Annotated in this window: 14 protein-coding genes and 1 pseudogene; 12 read left to right on the top strand and 3 right to left on the bottom strand. The window is 59.5% G+C overall.

The features are described from left to right. The 6 genes from C0V72_RS02035 to C0V72_RS16715 form a co-directional block, all read left to right on the top strand. The coding region (locus tag C0V72_RS02035; protein ID WP_143704504.1) for a DDE-type integrase/transposase/recombinase at window positions 1-435 on the top strand (435 nt) is incomplete at its 5' end. A gap of 579 nt (window positions 436-1014) precedes the next feature. Beyond that, window positions 1015-2445: an O-antigen ligase family protein gene (locus C0V72_RS02030; RefSeq protein WP_143704503.1), complete on the top strand. Its 1431-nt coding sequence runs from the start codon at window positions 1015-1017 to the stop codon at window positions 2443-2445. A 78-nt stretch (window positions 2446-2523) separates the two neighbouring features. Beyond that, window positions 2524-3228 (top strand): polysaccharide biosynthesis/export family protein, encoded by a 705-nt coding sequence (locus C0V72_RS02025; RefSeq protein ID WP_101791533.1) that lies wholly within the window; start codon window positions 2524-2526, stop codon window positions 3226-3228. A 10-nt stretch (window positions 3229-3238) separates the two neighbouring features. Beyond that, window positions 3239-5380: a GumC family protein gene (locus C0V72_RS02020; RefSeq protein WP_101791532.1), complete on the top strand. Its 2142-nt coding sequence runs from the start codon at window positions 3239-3241 to the stop codon at window positions 5378-5380. A gap of 18 nt (window positions 5381-5398) precedes the next feature. Continuing rightward, window positions 5399-6640 (top strand): hypothetical protein, encoded by a 1242-nt coding sequence (locus C0V72_RS02015; protein ID WP_101791531.1) that lies wholly within the window; start codon window positions 5399-5401, stop codon window positions 6638-6640. A gap of 361 nt (window positions 6641-7001) precedes the next feature. After that, on the top strand, window positions 7002-7136 hold the full coding sequence (locus C0V72_RS16715; RefSeq protein WP_267893424.1) for a hypothetical protein: 135 nt from the start codon (window positions 7002-7004) through the stop codon (window positions 7134-7136). A gap of 605 nt (window positions 7137-7741) precedes the next feature. Here the strand turns inward: C0V72_RS16715 and C0V72_RS02010 are convergent. Then, on the bottom strand, window positions 7742-8230 hold the full coding sequence (locus C0V72_RS02010) for a MarR family winged helix-turn-helix transcriptional regulator (RefSeq protein ID WP_101791530.1): 489 nt from the start codon (window positions 8228-8230) through the stop codon (window positions 7742-7744). Between the two features lie 112 nt (window positions 8231-8342). Then, window positions 8343-8729, bottom strand: coding sequence for a hypothetical protein (locus tag C0V72_RS02005; RefSeq protein ID WP_101791529.1), 387 nt, complete (start codon window positions 8727-8729; stop codon window positions 8343-8345). A 310-nt stretch (window positions 8730-9039) separates the two neighbouring features. On the opposite strand from C0V72_RS02005, the gene C0V72_RS02000 reads away from it, so the two are divergent. The 3 genes and pseudogenes from C0V72_RS02000 to C0V72_RS01990 form a co-directional block, all read left to right on the top strand. Further along, on the top strand, window positions 9040-9345 hold the full coding sequence (locus tag C0V72_RS02000; protein WP_101791528.1) for a LuxR C-terminal-related transcriptional regulator: 306 nt from the start codon (window positions 9040-9042) through the stop codon (window positions 9343-9345). A 652-nt stretch (window positions 9346-9997) separates the two neighbouring features. After that, a complete protein-coding gene (trbB, locus tag C0V72_RS01995) occupies window positions 9998-11083 on the top strand; it encodes a P-type conjugative transfer ATPase TrbB (RefSeq protein WP_101791527.1) in 1086 nt (361 codons plus the stop codon). Then, window positions 10999-11670, top strand: a pseudogene (locus C0V72_RS01990) (conjugal transfer protein TrbE); the annotation flags it as partial. The gene trbB and the pseudogene C0V72_RS01990, both read left to right, overlap by 85 nt. Before the next feature lie 616 nt (window positions 11671-12286). Here the strand turns inward: C0V72_RS01990 and C0V72_RS01980 are convergent. Then, window positions 12287-13084, bottom strand: a complete 798-nt coding sequence (locus C0V72_RS01980; protein WP_101791526.1) for an RNA polymerase sigma factor — start codon at window positions 13082-13084, stop codon at window positions 12287-12289. A 346-nt stretch (window positions 13085-13430) separates the two neighbouring features. Between C0V72_RS01980 and C0V72_RS16540 the strand changes: the two genes are divergently transcribed. The 3 genes from C0V72_RS16540 to C0V72_RS01965 all read left to right on the top strand — a co-directional run bounded on the left by C0V72_RS16540 (window position 13431) and on the right by C0V72_RS01965 (window position 14809). Next, window positions 13431-13763 carry a transcriptional regulator domain-containing protein gene (locus C0V72_RS16540; RefSeq protein ID WP_233999728.1) on the top strand — a complete coding sequence of 111 codons (333 nt, stop codon included), beginning with the start codon at window positions 13431-13433 and terminating at the stop codon, window positions 13761-13763. Further along, entirely contained in the window at window positions 13681-14193 is a 513-nt protein-coding gene (locus tag C0V72_RS01970) for a DNA -binding domain-containing protein (protein WP_233999727.1), read from the top strand. The genes C0V72_RS16540 and C0V72_RS01970 overlap by 83 nt, the downstream gene beginning before the upstream one ends. A 259-nt stretch (window positions 14194-14452) precedes the next feature. After that, the gene (locus C0V72_RS01965; protein ID WP_101791557.1) at window positions 14453-14809 is read left to right on the top strand and encodes an autoinducer binding domain-containing protein; all 357 of its coding nucleotides are present in this window, start codon (window positions 14453-14455) and stop codon (window positions 14807-14809) included. Window positions 14810-14821 lie beyond the last annotated feature (12 nt).

Genomic DNA, 14821 nt, shown 5'->3' with positions numbered 1-14821 from the left:
GCCCGCTATATCGTTGGTTGGCGGGTGAGCAGGACGGCACATGCCGGCTTTGTGCTCGATGCCCTGGAACAGGCGATCCACGATCGGCGGCCAGCCCATCGCGGCGGGTTGATCCACCACAGCGACCGCGGCAGCCAATACGTCTCGATCAAATATACCGAACGCCTTGCCGAGGCCGGGATCGAGCCTTCGGTCGGCAGTGTTGGCGACAGCTATGACAATGCCTTGGCGGAAACGATCAACGGTCTTTACAAGGCCGAGGTCATCCATCGGCGAGGCCCGTGGCGCTCATTTGAGGCTGTAGAATACGCCACGCTCGAATGGGTGGACTGGTTCAACAACCGTCGGTTGCTCGAGCCCATCGGCAACATCCCGCCTGCCGAGGCCGAAGAGCGCTACTACGCCATGCTGGACGACACGCCCATGGCTGCATAATTTGATGAAACTGGCCTCCGGCAATCCCGGGGCGGTTCAGAGCGTGTTCGGCTCGCTCTTCTGAAAACTATCCAGACATTCGCATGTCAAGCCTTTTGCCTAGCGGGGTCGGATCGGTTTCGCGCTGCTGATGGCCCGGCCCCCCCGGCGTTCTTGACCCAGTGCTGCGCTGAGCATTGCGCCGGTTGGCCTCGCGTTGTCTTCGGCTGGTCATTTCGGTGAAAGATCATGCCGTATTGGCGGCGTCCAGATGACCATGCAATTCCTTTGGGGATTTCGTCAGCAAGGCCTTTTGGAGCTGCTTCGATCAACTCATCTTGGCGCGGCTTCATCGTTTGCCAAGTGGCGACGTCCTGTACGCCTCTGCGATTTGACCAAACGAACCCAATCGCCTCTACGGCCCTGCAAATGAACGATAACGCGCAACCTCGGCCTTAGGCTGCGCCATGGCTTTTGAGCACAAGCCTCCCCTAGTTTTTCAACCGCGCCTGTGGACACAAAGCAAAACAAGGCTCTTTCTCTGTCCGGCGCTCTCACCTAGTACTAGGGCGCAATCTAACCTGCGGGAAGGCTCTTTAGTTGAGCAGCACAGAGCAATCCAACTGGCGTTTGGCCAATGCCGGTGTCCGTACCACTGCCCCGCACCTGTGGTGGCTGTGGATCGGCCTGTTTGTCGCCGCTTTAGCCCTTCTGGGGGGCAGCTCGCGGCCCGATCCCATTCAGAATGCCTTGCTGCGCCCGCTGTCAGCGCTAATCCTCATCCCTGCGCTCTACCATCTCCGGCTCGCCGATCTTCGACGGGTTAAGGCGCTTGGAACTCTGCTCGGCCTGATGGTGGCGTGGATGATCATCCAGCTCGTCCCGCTCCCGCCTGCCCTCTGGCAGGCATTGCCGGGACGGGGTGTGATCGCTGAGCTCGATGCGTTGGCAGGTATCGAGGCGGCATGGCGGCCCTTGTCCCTTGCACCGTTCCGCGGGCTGAATTCAGTCTTGGGCATGCTGATCCCGGTCGCGGCCTTACTGCTTGCACTCTCTATGAAATTGAGCGCGCGTCTTGTCTTGCTTATCATCGTGGCCGTCGCCTTGGCTAATGCAACCTTTGGCCTGCTGCAGGTGATCGGTGGTCCGCGCAGTCCCCTGTATCTGTTTGCGATCACAAGCCGCGGCGCGCCCGCGGGTATTTTTGCCAACGAGAATCACTCGGCAGTTTTTTCAGCCCTTGCACTGCTAACGATTGTGCGGCTGAGCATCGAAACAAGCGTTTCGCACAATCCTGGCTGGCTGCGGCTTGCTGCAGCGCCTGCTTTCATGTTCATTCTTCTGGCGGTAATGGTGACAGGTTCAAGGGCCGGGTATGCAGCCACCTTGGCCGTCCTCATTGCAGCCGGCGCGATGGTGTTTCTCAAATCGCGCGAAAAGGTCGCCAGCACCCGCCATCACCCTGGCGGCAATGCACTCCACAAGCACAGCGGGTTAATCGCCCTCGCCTTTGCCGCTGTCCTAGCGCTGGTCGTCATGATGTTCGTCTGGTTGGAACGCACACCAGCCCTCCAAGACATTATGGCGCGCAGCTCGTTCGAGGATCTGCGCTGGTCGCTTTGGCCCGTCATCGCCGCGATGATAGGTGATCATTGGCTCCTTGGGACCGGATTCGGCTCCTTTGATGCCGTCTATCTCTTCTATGAGCCGGTCACTCTGCTCCTGCCACGTTACGTCAATCATGCGCATAATGATTTTGCGCAGCTCGTGATTGAGGGCGGGCTTCCGGCTATGGTGTTGTTCTTGGCACTGTGTGTTTGGCTGCTCAGTGCGTTGTGGACGATGGCGAGGCAGGCGACGATGCCGGCGAGCTATCTGACATTCTGGATGGCAAGCATTGCCATCATCGTGGCAGCCTCGCTGGTGGATTATCCGATGCGCACACCGATTTTTCAGGCAGTGTTTATCTGGCTGATGGTGTCCCTCGCACGCGAGAAGGCCTGCGTCATATCAAAGCACCAGTCAGCGTGAGAATGCGAACCGATCCGTCAAAAATTATTGGCGGGTGCTTGAAATGCGCTATGGGTCGCAGGGCTTGTAAGGGGTAACATGATTAGCATTACGCGACATTTTATTTTATTGGGTGCTGCTGGGCTCCTAGCAGGATGCGCAACAGATCGATCGATTGGCTTGGCGCCCGAAGTTCAGGTTACCAAGCTTGAAGAGCTTCCTGCTCCGCGCGGGGAGATTTCTTATGTCGTCGGACTGCAAGAGAAGCTCGAGATCGAAGTGGTGGGCGCCGAATCGCTCAGCGGGACCTACCTTACCGATATCGATGGACGCCTCGCGTTCCCGCTCATTGGAGTTGTCGAACTTGAAGGGCGAACACCGAGCGAGGCGTCGACCCTGATTGCGGATCGCCTGCGCGGCAAGTTCCTGTTGGATCCTCAGGTTCGGGTGATCCCGGAAGAATTTCCAGTCCCTTCGATCTCGATCGGTGGTCAGGTCAAAAAGCCTGGCAGCTATCCCGCCGTTGGCCGCCAGACCTTGCTGCGGGTGGTGAACCAAGCCGAAGGGCTGACAGAATTCGCCAAGGAGGACGATGTCCTTGTTCTGCGCACGGTCGATAATCAACGCTACATCGGTGTCTATAATCTCCGGGCCATTCAGCGCGGAAATTATCCCGACCCGCAGCTTTTTCCAAACGACATCGTGATGGTTGGGGACTCGCCGGAGCGCCGCCGTATCGATGCGTTGCTGCAGCTTCTGCCGCCGATCCTGACGACCGCCGCGATCCTGATCTCACAACGGTGACCTGCCAATCATGAATGATCAAAATTTCTCCTCGCAAGGCTGGGAGGCTCCCGTGCAGCGCGACGTGCCTGTGGAGGACGGTTTCCACTTGGATCTCGAACGCTACTGGATCGAGGCGCGCGCTCTGCGTTACTGGCTGGCCGGGATCCTTGCCGCAACGGTGCTTGCGGGCCTGCTGGTCACTTTGCTGTCCACCGAACTTTACCGCGCCAATACGCGGATTGAAGTCTCGCGGATCACCTCGAATGTGACTGCCATTGATCCGCTCGAGAATGAATCCCGTGTGTCCGAACTGCAATATCTCAATACGCAGTACGAGCTGCTGGAATCGCGCTTCATGGCGGAGCGCGTTGTAAAGGCCGGCAATCTTCTGCGTGACGAAGCGTTCATGGAAGCCTTCGCGCTCGACGAAACCGAAGACGAGGTCACGGTTCGGGATATCGAAAAGGTCCTGCTCGAGAATATCACAGTCGAACCGATTACCCAGTCGAGCCTTGTCGATGTGAGCTTTTCCAGTCCTTCGCCTGCCGTCTCTGCCAAGATCACGAACCTCTGGGCGCAGGAATTCATCGCCGCCAATTATGAAAAGCGATTTGGCGCCAACATCGACGCACGCGACTTCCTCAATAAACAGATTGCAGAATTGCGTGAGCGCCTGTCGATATCCGAGCGCGAGCTTGTTCAATACGCCAATGCCAACGAGATCTTGGTGCTCGAGGCAGGGGAGAGCCGAGAGGGTTCTGAAACCGCAGCGCAAACGCTGATCGCGACTGATCTGTCAGCGCTGAATACGGCTCTTGCTCAAGCCGTGACCGATCGGATTGCGGCTCAAGCCTCGCTCCAGTCTGGCGATTTTCCGTCGCAGGATCCGCGCAATTCATTGCGGGCGGAGCTGGCAAAGGCAGAATCTCAGGTGGCCAGCTTGCGTTCCAACTTCGGCCCCCGCTTTCCGCCTTTGATCGAAAAAGAAGCCGAGGTCGCCTCACTGAAGGCCTCGCTGGCATCGGAATCGCGCGCGGCCTTCAACTCGGCGATGAACCGCGAGCGGGAGCTGCGCAAAAAACTCGAAGAAGCCAAGGAGCGGTTTCTTGGTCAGCAGGATCTAAGTATCCAATATGGGATCCTCAAGCGCGAGGTCGATACCAACCGTCAGCTCTATGATGCCTTGCTGCAGCGCTACAAGGAACTTGAAGCGGCCGGGGCCGGGCAGAATAACATCAAGCTCATCGACAAGGCCGAGGAGCCCCTGCTTCCCTACGCGCCGTCGCTGACACAAAATCTCCTGATTGGCATTGTTGCAGGCCTCGCCCTGGCCGGCGCCGTTGTCTATCTCAGGGTCACGCTCAGCCAGACGGTCAGGGATCCCCAGGATGTAACCCGCAGGCTCGGTCTGCCTGTTCTCGGCCTGATCCCGCAGTCTGCCGCCGCTAGCATCAGGGACGAAATCATCACCCGCTCATCTGAACTGAGCGAGGCCTACAAGTCGACGCGAACCAATCTCTCCTTCCTCACGCCTGATGGCGCGCCCAAGGCTCTCATGTTGACCTCCTCAGTACCATCCGAGGGCAAGAGCATCTCCACGCTCGCGCTAGCGACAAGCTTTGTGCACTTGGGCAAGCGCACGCTCTTGATCGATGCGGACCTGCGCAATTCGCGTATGCAAGCGCTTCTTGGTGAAGGCATCACCAAGAACGGTGGATTGGCTGCACTGCTGAGCGGTAACGCTTTGAGCCTCAAGGATCAGGTGGTGAAGATCGAAGACTTCGGATTTGACTATCTGCCGCACGGCTTTACGCCGCCCAATCCAGTGGAACTGCTGGCCGGTGAGCGCTTCAGAAATCTCCTCGAAGAAGCGAGGGGCTTGTATGATCAAGTTCTCATCGACAGTGCGCCCATGCTTGGCTTGGCCGATGCCGTGGAACTCGCCCGCTCGGTCGACGGGGTCGTCTACATTATTGAATCGGATCGCATAAAGATCCGCACAATTGAAAGTGCGATCGACCGCCTGACCCGCACCGGTGCGAGGGTCTATGGTGCCATCGTGACAAAACTGGATGCCAATGCCGCCGGCTATGGCTATGGCTATGGCTACGGCTACGGCTATGGCTATGGTTCGAGCACAGATCAGGACTCTCAGAGCATGCAGGGTTGAGCCGACAGAGCCCCGTTGATGACAATTCCGCGCAGAACGCTGAAACTTTTCCTAGCCGGTGCTGTCGGTCTGCCACTGGCCGTCATTTCGGGGGCACATGCATTGAGCAGCGCAAGCCTGCGCCGCTCGCCCGAACTGGCCTTGTCCGTGTTCCCAGCCAACGGGCTGGCTGCTGAAAAAATGGCTTACAGGGCATTCGTCAAGAGCGTCAAAGATAGCTACGCCGGTCTCTCTCAAGAGACCGAACCGGCCCGTGACACCAGGGCTGACATTAATGACGAGCTTGAGGACGGACCATCCGACCTCCAAGCGTTTGCGGGACGCGCGGCGAAGCCCGCTCGCGATGCTCTGACGCTGGAACCAATCCTTCCAAAAGCCTACGCGCTTGTTGCCTTGGCGCAGGAGGACCCAATCAAGCGGAAACGGTTAATATTGCTTGCTTCGCAGCTCAATCGGCGAGAGCTCTCATTGCAGGGTCTTGTGCTCCAGCAGAAAGCCAATGATGGCGACTACAGCGGGGCGATAAATACGTTGGACGAAATCCTGCGAGTTCATCCTGAACGCGAACTAGAATTTTTTCCGTTGCTGGTCGACGCATTGCTCCAGAAAGAAGCCAGGCTTGCTTTCTCCCGCCTTCTAGGAACTGACTTGCCCTGGCGCGATGCTTTTCTTGGATTTGCTGTAAGCGACCAAAGGACGCTCGACAATCTGGCAGCGATCCGGAAAGTTATCAGCTTGGACAATATCGCTTTTGATCAACGCTTGATTGCCGGTCTGGTTGCACAAGGGAAGATCGAAGCCGCAGCAGATATCTACAGCCTGGCGGCACCAAGCAAACAGCAACAGGGTGAGGTATCTTGGCAATCGGACTACCCCCCCTTCGACTGGAAACTTACCGACACGGCAGGGTTCAGGGCCGAGGCGAACAAGAGCCTATCCGGATTGGAATTTTCAATTGAGCCGGGCAATGGAGGCATACTGGCGTCAAAGCTGATACCCGCGCCCGAAGTGCCATTTGAAATTCGCATAGCGCACGACATCGATCCCTTGGCGCAGACCAAAGATCTCAAGCTGAAAATTTCATGCAGCGGCCAAGCAGCGGCGTTCTTTGAAGAACCCTTTGCCGTTGGAGAGTCCATATTCAAGGTTGGCACGCGTCCCAATTGCCGATATTTGACCATCGATATCGTCGGCCGAGCGTGGACGGGTTCCAACGCTATCAACGGCAGAATTATGGCGTTTGAGCTGAAGTCGCTGTAATTTGAAAGGGCTTAGCTTCGTATAATACCCGCTGAGCATCGGATCGTATGAAGGTGCTAGGCGCGATTTGGGGCACTTATCGGCGGCAGAGCGCTTTATGTGCTCATGCGTAACCACAGGCATTGTTCGGTGATGCCATGCCAGTAAAAAACACAGGTTCGTGTCAGGCTAGTCGCTCAAAAGCCGACCCGTCACTTTGTTTAGATCAATTTACACTCAACCATCACGTAGCTGCTGTGTGATATTTGGCTTGTGGCTTTTGAGCCATTGTTCAGTACAGATTTTCCATGTGCAGCTGGCCAACAGCAGATCGCATTAAGAAACATTAGGACGAAATGTGTTAAGATCCTTAAGAGAATGGGTGGCAATTCGCCTGGGCATCGAAAATGAGTCGGCAAAGAATGGTGATTGGTGGGAAATTGATTTGATAATCGTAACCTTACTTGGATTTACTTTGGTTGGCACAGCGGCTTTTTATTTTTTATTTACGCCATAGGTTTTCCTTTTTCAAAGTACCGACAGAGGACTATGTTTGTTTATTGCCTCGCTCCGTCAAGTGTTCAATAATCTGGTTCGAGGCCGCGCTAGCGCTTTGTTGCCCCGGTGAAGAGAGTGTGCCTGCCGATGTTTTCGTAAGCTAGGCGAGCAGGACCCCCTGGCAAACGCTGAGCCTTGGGTTGGCCGCTTCGCGCCGCAAAAAATCATTTCGTAGTATGTATGACGTATCCATCGGGTGAAGGCCGCGGCGTGATCCCAATCGGAGCGTAGTCCGGTTTCCGCTTCGCTCCACCTGCGCCCAGCCATAGCGCCGGAGGCGATCTTGCACTGACAATCAACTGCATTCAGCGAGGTCCGGTTAGTGGTCAAGGGTCGAGTAGCAGAGCAGAAGGAGCCAGACCCTACCTCTGACCGGCAACAACCAGGGCAGCACGTCAAGGGGAAGCGCGATTGTGTCGGGACATCTTCGAACGGCTAGCGCAGATTCGCGATCATCTCGCACGGCAAAACAGCATGTCAGCGCCGCTCATGTTCAGATGGCGGTCGACAAGGTGGCCCTTCCTGCGAGACTCCCAAGCGAGCGATCCAGCCACTTGAGAGCTTTCAGAAATGCGCTGCCAGAGCGATCTCGACTTTGACCTTGCCGCCGTCGGTCAGCTCGACGACATGGCGACGGCGGTCATCCGGATCAGCCTTGCGGACGATGAGCTGGAAGTTTTCAAGCGTCTGCAACCATCTCAGACCGGTGGTAGACGGACAGGCTCCACCGACGCACGCAAGGGTGATGGAGATTTGTTTTTCTGCCATCCGAGCTTGATAAAGATAGAGCATGATATCCCAGCCCGGGCTAACCGCGAAGCCAGACATGCCGAAGATCTTGTCGATCTCACGACGGGCCGAGTAGATTTTTTGGGCGAGGTTGATCAAGGTGCCGGTCGATGGAGCGGTACCGGACCCGTGATCCGACATCGAGCGGAGCTCTATTGCGAGATCCTCAAGCCGTTCTGCAATCCTCTGAGTGGCTTGGTGCTGGCCTATCGATGGGCGTTGCTCAAAATCGGGCATATTCGCAGCGCTTGCGGCAGTGACCATCAACGGCGACTCCTAGTTCGAGCATGATGCCAAACCATTAACTGACCTAGGTTTCTAATGGCACGGCAAGGCATTAGCTGTGTCGCCAATAGCCACATATTGGTAGGTTTGCTTACATGGCTGATTGCGCGCGAGCCCCGGTCTCTGGCGACGTGCCTGCGGCGTTGGCGACACAAATCTTCGACGATACGCGCTGCAGGATATCTGCGAGCACCGCCCGATCGCGCGAAGCAATGCTCAGATAACTGCGCGCATGCTCAAAATACACGGTGAGGCTCGCTTCTTGAAAGAGCATCGTCCCCTCTATGAAATCCTCACCCTCGGCAAATGCCGGGAGAGACAGGTGCTTGTCGGGATCGAGGCCGAGGGCCGTTACGATCTCATCCAGCATCGCCCGGAAAGGGGTGTCGAAATTGAACGGGTCCAGAACCCAGAAGCACAGTTGATACCCGCTCCCTGGTTCAGGCTCGATCGCCGGCGGTGAGCAAACCTCAATCATGGTTTCAGCAATGGCCCAATATCCGTATCAAACAAAGCAAAATCCCCTTTCTAGGCCATGGCAAGGGCATAACAGGCGCCCTACGGACCCCGGCCGCGTTTTCATGCTCACCAACGCCTCTGGGGCTCACGCCCTACGGCGTATCGTCTTTATCAAAGATAGTCCCGACAATGGTGGCATGTGCATGGCAGTGGAGCGCCTGCTTCAACGCGGCGCGTAGCTCCCTGTCATTGCTGTTGCCTTCAACCCCAACCCTTCGCGTATCGTAGACGCGATCTAGGCCGGCGCGCTCAACTATCTTGTTCTTCCCTTGAAGGCTGATCCGGGCGCTGCGACGATCGAGCGGATCACCAGGGAAGCTATCGAGGTGCACAAAGCGCGCCGATTGACGATCGAAGCCCGCGACAAGCTGTCATTGCTCTCGGGACGCGAGAGTGCAGTGCTCGGTGCCCTTGCCACAGGACGTTCGCACAAGGAAATCGCGCGGCTGCTCCAAATCAGTCCGCGCATTGTCGCGATCCATCGTGCCAACATGACAACCAAACGCGGTGCAGGCAGCATCGCCGCCGAGCCTCTTCGTATCCTTGAAGCAAAACCAGTTCACGCGATCGCCTGAGCAGCCCCGTTCACCGCTATCGCGGTACCAGACAGCTACGAGCCGCGGTTGGCGCCCCGCAGCACATTGTCAGGCATTGGCTGCGCTCGGGTCGGAGCCGAGCGGATCCCGTCCGGCGAACACGGTGCATGTCGTACTGGCGGCGCACCGTGTTCGCCGCGTGCGCCCGGATTTGGGGGCTACTCGCCTTGATGCCGATTGCTGAGGCTTCGCCAACTGGAAGCAGACGGGTGGCGGGAGAACACCGAAGCCGAATGCCGCGGCGAACACCGGGGGTCGCCAGTAACACCACGAACCGCATAACGGCCTCTGGGCTTCTCCCGCCGCTGCCACGATACTGGAGATACAATCAACCCGCAAGCACAACGGAAGTGCTCTTCTAGCGCTGAAACCCGAGCACCAAAGGCGCTTGTTCAGAGTTCGGGTCAGTCGCGGGTACGCGGACCTGATTCGATCCCGTGTCGCTGTATCGCGCAGCCCTGACGACAGATTGCGTCTCGGCGATCAGACGAGGTGGACCTTCGCTATCATTTCTTCTTTCTCGCTGGTGCGCGAGAGCGGCATTTTCCTGTTGTGTCTGGGCCCTCCGCTGTCTTCTTGATTTGCCTCGCAGGCGCAGCCGGTGGTCGGCTGCCGCAATCCGGGGTCACCCATGAGCGTCCTTCCGATCAGGCCAGAAGCGTCATCCCGCGGCGCGCGCATGCTGCGAACGGCGTTGGGCCCCAAAGTCGCAGCCTGGCTCGAGGAGCCGACCATAATCGAGGTGATGCTGAATCCGGACGGGCGGCTCTGGGTTGACCGGTTGGGATCCGGCCTCGCAGCCACCGAATGCCCAATGTCCGCGGCTGACGGCGAGCGCATTATCAGGCTGGTGGCCCACCATGTCGGCGCTGAGGTTCATGCCGGCGCGCCCCGTGTTTCAGCTGAACTGCCCGACACCGGCGCACGGTTCGAGGGCCTGCTGCCACCGGTGGTTGCGGCGCCCAGCTTCGCGATCCGCAAACCAGCCGTCGCTGTGTTCACCCTGTCCGATTATGTCGCAGCGGGAATGATGTCCGCCGCGCAGGCAAACGCCCTTGCTACGGCGGTCTCAGGGCGGAAGAACATCCTGGTTGCCGGCGGCACCTCGACGGGCAAGACAACACTCACCAATGCGCTGCTCGCAGAAATTGCATTGACCGGCCACCGGGTTGTCCTGATCGAGGATACCCGCGAGCTGCAATGTGCTGCGCCCAATCTCGTCTCGCTGCGGACGATCGACGGCGTCGCCAATCTCTCCGACCTTGTTCGCTCCGCGCTGCGCCTGCGTCCTGATCGTATCCCGATCGGCGAGGTCCGCGGCGCCGAGGCGCTCGACCTGCTCAAGGCCTGGGGGACCGGTCATCCCGGCGGGATCGGCACCATCCATGCAGGATCTGCCCTGGGCACGCTGCGTCGCCTCGAACAGCTGATCCAGGAACGCGTGGTGACCGTGCCGCGCGCGCTGATCGCCGAGACCATCGATGTGATCGCAGTGCTCGTGCGTGATGGCACCGGGCGGAGGCTGGCTGATCTCGCTGAGGTCCGGGGCCTTGGGCAACGCGGCGCGATCCAGACTTCGCGGACGTCGCGCGGCGGCACCTGCGCTATCCTGCGCACTTGCAGGTCTGACCGATGTTCTCGCTGCGCGAATACCGGAACAGGGCCGACCGGCTTGCAGATTTCCTGCCATGGGCCGCATTGGTCGCACCCGGCGTAGTATTTAACAAGGACGGGAGCTTCCAACGTACCGCGCGTTTCAGGGGCCCCGATCTCGACAGCGCGACGCCTGCCGAACTTATCGCGACCACGTCGCGCCTCAACAGCGCGCTGCGGCGCCTCGGCTCAGGCTGGGCAATCTTTGTCGAAGCCGTGCGGCGTCCGGCGCTGGAATATCCCGTCAGCGACTTTCCCGATCCGGCCTCGGCGCTGGTCGAACGCGAACGCGCCGCGCAATTTGCCGAAGAAGGTGCACATTTCGAGAGCCGGTATTTTCTCACCCTGTTGTGGATGCCGCCGGCTGAAGATGCCGCCCGCGCCGAAAGCTGGCTCTATGAGGGCAAGGCCGAAAGGGGCGTCAATCCACACGAACTGCTCGCCGGCTTTGTCGACCGCACTGATCGGTTGCTGCGCCTCTTCGAAGGGTTCTTTCCCGAGGTCGACTGGCTCGACGACCGCGAGACGCTGACCTATCTGCACAGCTGCATCTCGACACGCACCCAGTCCGTCCGTGTCCCCGAGACCCCGATGCATCTCGATGCGCTGCTCGCCGACGAGCCTCTCACCGGCGGGCTCGGCCCAGCCATCACGATCCGGGTGGGGCTGAGCAGCCTCTCGGGGTGCTTTGGTTCGAGCCATGCCGAAAACCCGTCTGGTCCCATCGTGAGGTTTCTCGCGACCTTCGGAACGAACGCGGGGCGCGGCGGAACCAGCAGTTCCTGCTCGCGCAAAGTGGCCGCTCTCGGCGAACGATCGGCGAGGGACAGCCACGAATATTCGACCGATACATTGCCCGTCGGAATCGGCCGATCGGCAAACTGCGGCGAGAAACGATCATCGAACAGGAACCCGCCGCGTCCTTCCTCTTCGATCTCCCCGGCCTTTCGGCGAAGGCCGGGACGCGAGCTGATGACAAGGCCGGTTGAATCGGCTGACCAGGCAAAATCCTCTGCATCCTCGGGAAGACTGCTCAGCCGGGTGGCCGGGGTGCCACCCGAAGGGTCGGCCAGCCAGACCTGCGTTGTGCCGTTCTCCCGGCGAAGGAACGCGATCCTCGACCCATCCGGGCTCCAGCGCGGCACCACGGGCTGGCTCCAGCCCCGGTAGATCGTGGTGAACTCGCGAAGCGGATAGGCGTCGCGGATGTACTCGCCGCCCCTGCTCACCTCAACCGGAGATCCGCTCCCGTCCACCCGTGCCACCATCAGCTTGTGACAATAGGCATTGAGATCGGGATTGGCGCGCAGGACAAGGAAGGCAGCGAGCGTTCGCGGCGAATGCGCTGCTGCGCCGTACCATCTGCCGTTTCCGAACGCCGGTACGAATAGAGGGCATCAATGCTCGCCTCGATCCCGGGTGCGACCGCCTGGTGGCCGGAAAGGGTCACGGCATGACGCTCCATCTCCGGGAAAAAGGTGGCCTCGGGAAGTCGCGAGGCACCATAGCTGCGCTGCTCCAATGCCTTGCCCATATGGTATGCGACGGTAGCTTCCGAGATTCCGAGGCGCTCGTGGATTTGCCGGTAACTGAGGTGATCGAACCGGTTGAGCATGAAGACTGATCGTGTCTTCCGCGGCAAGGCGCGCAGCGCACGCTGCAGCTCGTCTTCGAGCGCGCGTGCCAGCAAGTCCTCTTCCTGGCCCGGGTTGCACGACGGATCACATGCGTTTTCGATGGGCAGGCAGCGGATCCGGCAGCTTCGCTTGCATGCGCGGTCGATCAGCACAGTCTGTGCAATCCGGCACAGATAGCCGCCGGGATTGCGCAGTTCCACGAGATGATTGCTGGCCGCAGCCCGGACAAAAACATCCTGCAGGAGGTCCTCGGTCTCATCGCCGCCGCCATGCTTGCGCAGATAGCGAAGAAGCGAGGCACGCTCGCGCCGGTACAGCTCATCAAGTGTCGGATCTGGTGGAACAGCCCTGCGCCGCGCGAACGCACAACCGAGGGGAAACACGACGCGGCCCGGGCGCAGACGCTCGCCAGCCTGAATGGAATTCATGAGGGATCACAAAGGGCGCATCCACATGGCTGTACGCCGAAGCGTGCAGGTGCGGGGCATCAGACTGTCTGCCGCCGTCCGGGTCCGTACCTCGTCCCCTGTCCGGCCTGGCCACCGGACCTGCTCAGCGGACCGGCGCGCATGATGTCTGGCGGATCTGTTCCACGCAGACGTACGCCAGTCACCGTTCTGCGTTAGCGTTTTGTGAAGCAATCGGAAGGAATTGGCAAGGACAGCCGGTAAACGGCGAAATCATCCCCGAGCCAGGGGATGGGCCTCCCGGCTTTGCGGTCTGATGCCGGCCGGGCCCTGAGCCTATGCCAGCTCCTCTGACAGGAGGTGCAGCATGGCCATCTCGCCGGACTATGAGCGTTCATTTGCCTCGCACGATCTTGCCGACTTCGCGCAGGAATTCCTCCGCCGCAATCCCGACTATCGTCGCCAGTATGCAGCCATTGCCTCGCGCCATGATCCGGTCGCACAGGGAAAGGAGATGCGCGCGATGGCAAGACAATGGGGGCTGGACTTTCGCCATTGCTCCTGCCGCCGACGTTCGCTGCTATCCGGCTTTCTGGCGCCCCGACGTCGCGGCATGTGTGGTCCTCGTCGCGGCCAGCCGACCCCGCCAGTCGCACATACCGGGCCCCGTCGGGCGTCGTATCGTCGCAGAACAGCATGAGGGTGCCAAACAATATCTCGTGCTTGACGGGCGACGCGCCCGCCACCGCGTAAGGATCATTGACACCGGCGTCCCGCAACAGGGCTTTGAGTACCGGATCCCTGCCGATCCGCACATCCCAGAGCGGCTGTTGGCGCTTTCCGCATTTGTGCTGGGGGCCGGTTCGGTCGGCACCTTCCTGCCGACGCCTTATCGACGCCATCGGCTCGTTCGTCTGCTTGCGATCCTCGATCTCGTGGACCGGAATGATGCGGATGGCTCCCTGCTCAGGCGGATCGCAGCCGAAATTCTCTCTGCCCGTACTACCAAAAGCCGGGCCATTGACTGGAAAAGCTCAGGCGAGCGGCGCCAGGCCCAGCGCCTGCTTGCAGAGGCACGTCGCACCGCTGGGACGGGCTACCGCAATCTTCTTGCCGGGCAGCTTGCATGACTGATCCGGAATGCGCCAGTCTGTTCCCCCTGCGGTTCGCCGAAGTCTCTGCGAAACTTGTATATTTCGCAGGCTTATGATCTTCGCTAGGTTTCGCAGAATTCGCAGTCAGTCTGCGGAGGGGACTGATCGCCCCGAAACATTCGGGGACACACTGGCAATGCGCTGGCTCCTGCGGATTGGAACCGCAATTCGTCGGCCATAACCAGGCGATTGGCCGTTGCGGGTTGGGATGCCGCGGTCAATCGACGGCGCTCGGATGACTTTTGACCTGACGCAGGAGTTTGCAGCTCAGTTTGACGATGTGAGAACGGACGCAGCGCTCGAAGCGCTTCTTGGCCGGGCGGCGACGCAGCTTGGCTTCGATCATTTTGCCCTGTCTCTCCAACCGCGCGGGGCTGAGCCAACCGCAGGCGAACTGCTGCTGCACGACTATCCGGAGGAATGGGCGCGGGTTTACACCGGCTTCGAACTGGCCGGGCGTGACCCCGTACGCAGGGCCTGCGACCATTCCTTCACCGGCTTTGCCTGGAATACCATAGGCCGCATCGTTCCGCTGAACCGTGAACGCCAATCGTATAGCGGCGGGTGCTCGCTTCTCGCCCCCCCATCCTGAACTGGATAACGT

The organism is Porphyrobacter sp. TH134 (genome assembly GCF_002855495.1).
Taxonomy (GTDB): Bacteria; Pseudomonadota; Alphaproteobacteria; order Sphingomonadales; family Sphingomonadaceae; genus Erythrobacter.
The sequence above is the reverse complement of the archived record's forward strand: the minus strand, read 5'-3'. Positions and strand labels throughout refer to the sequence as shown.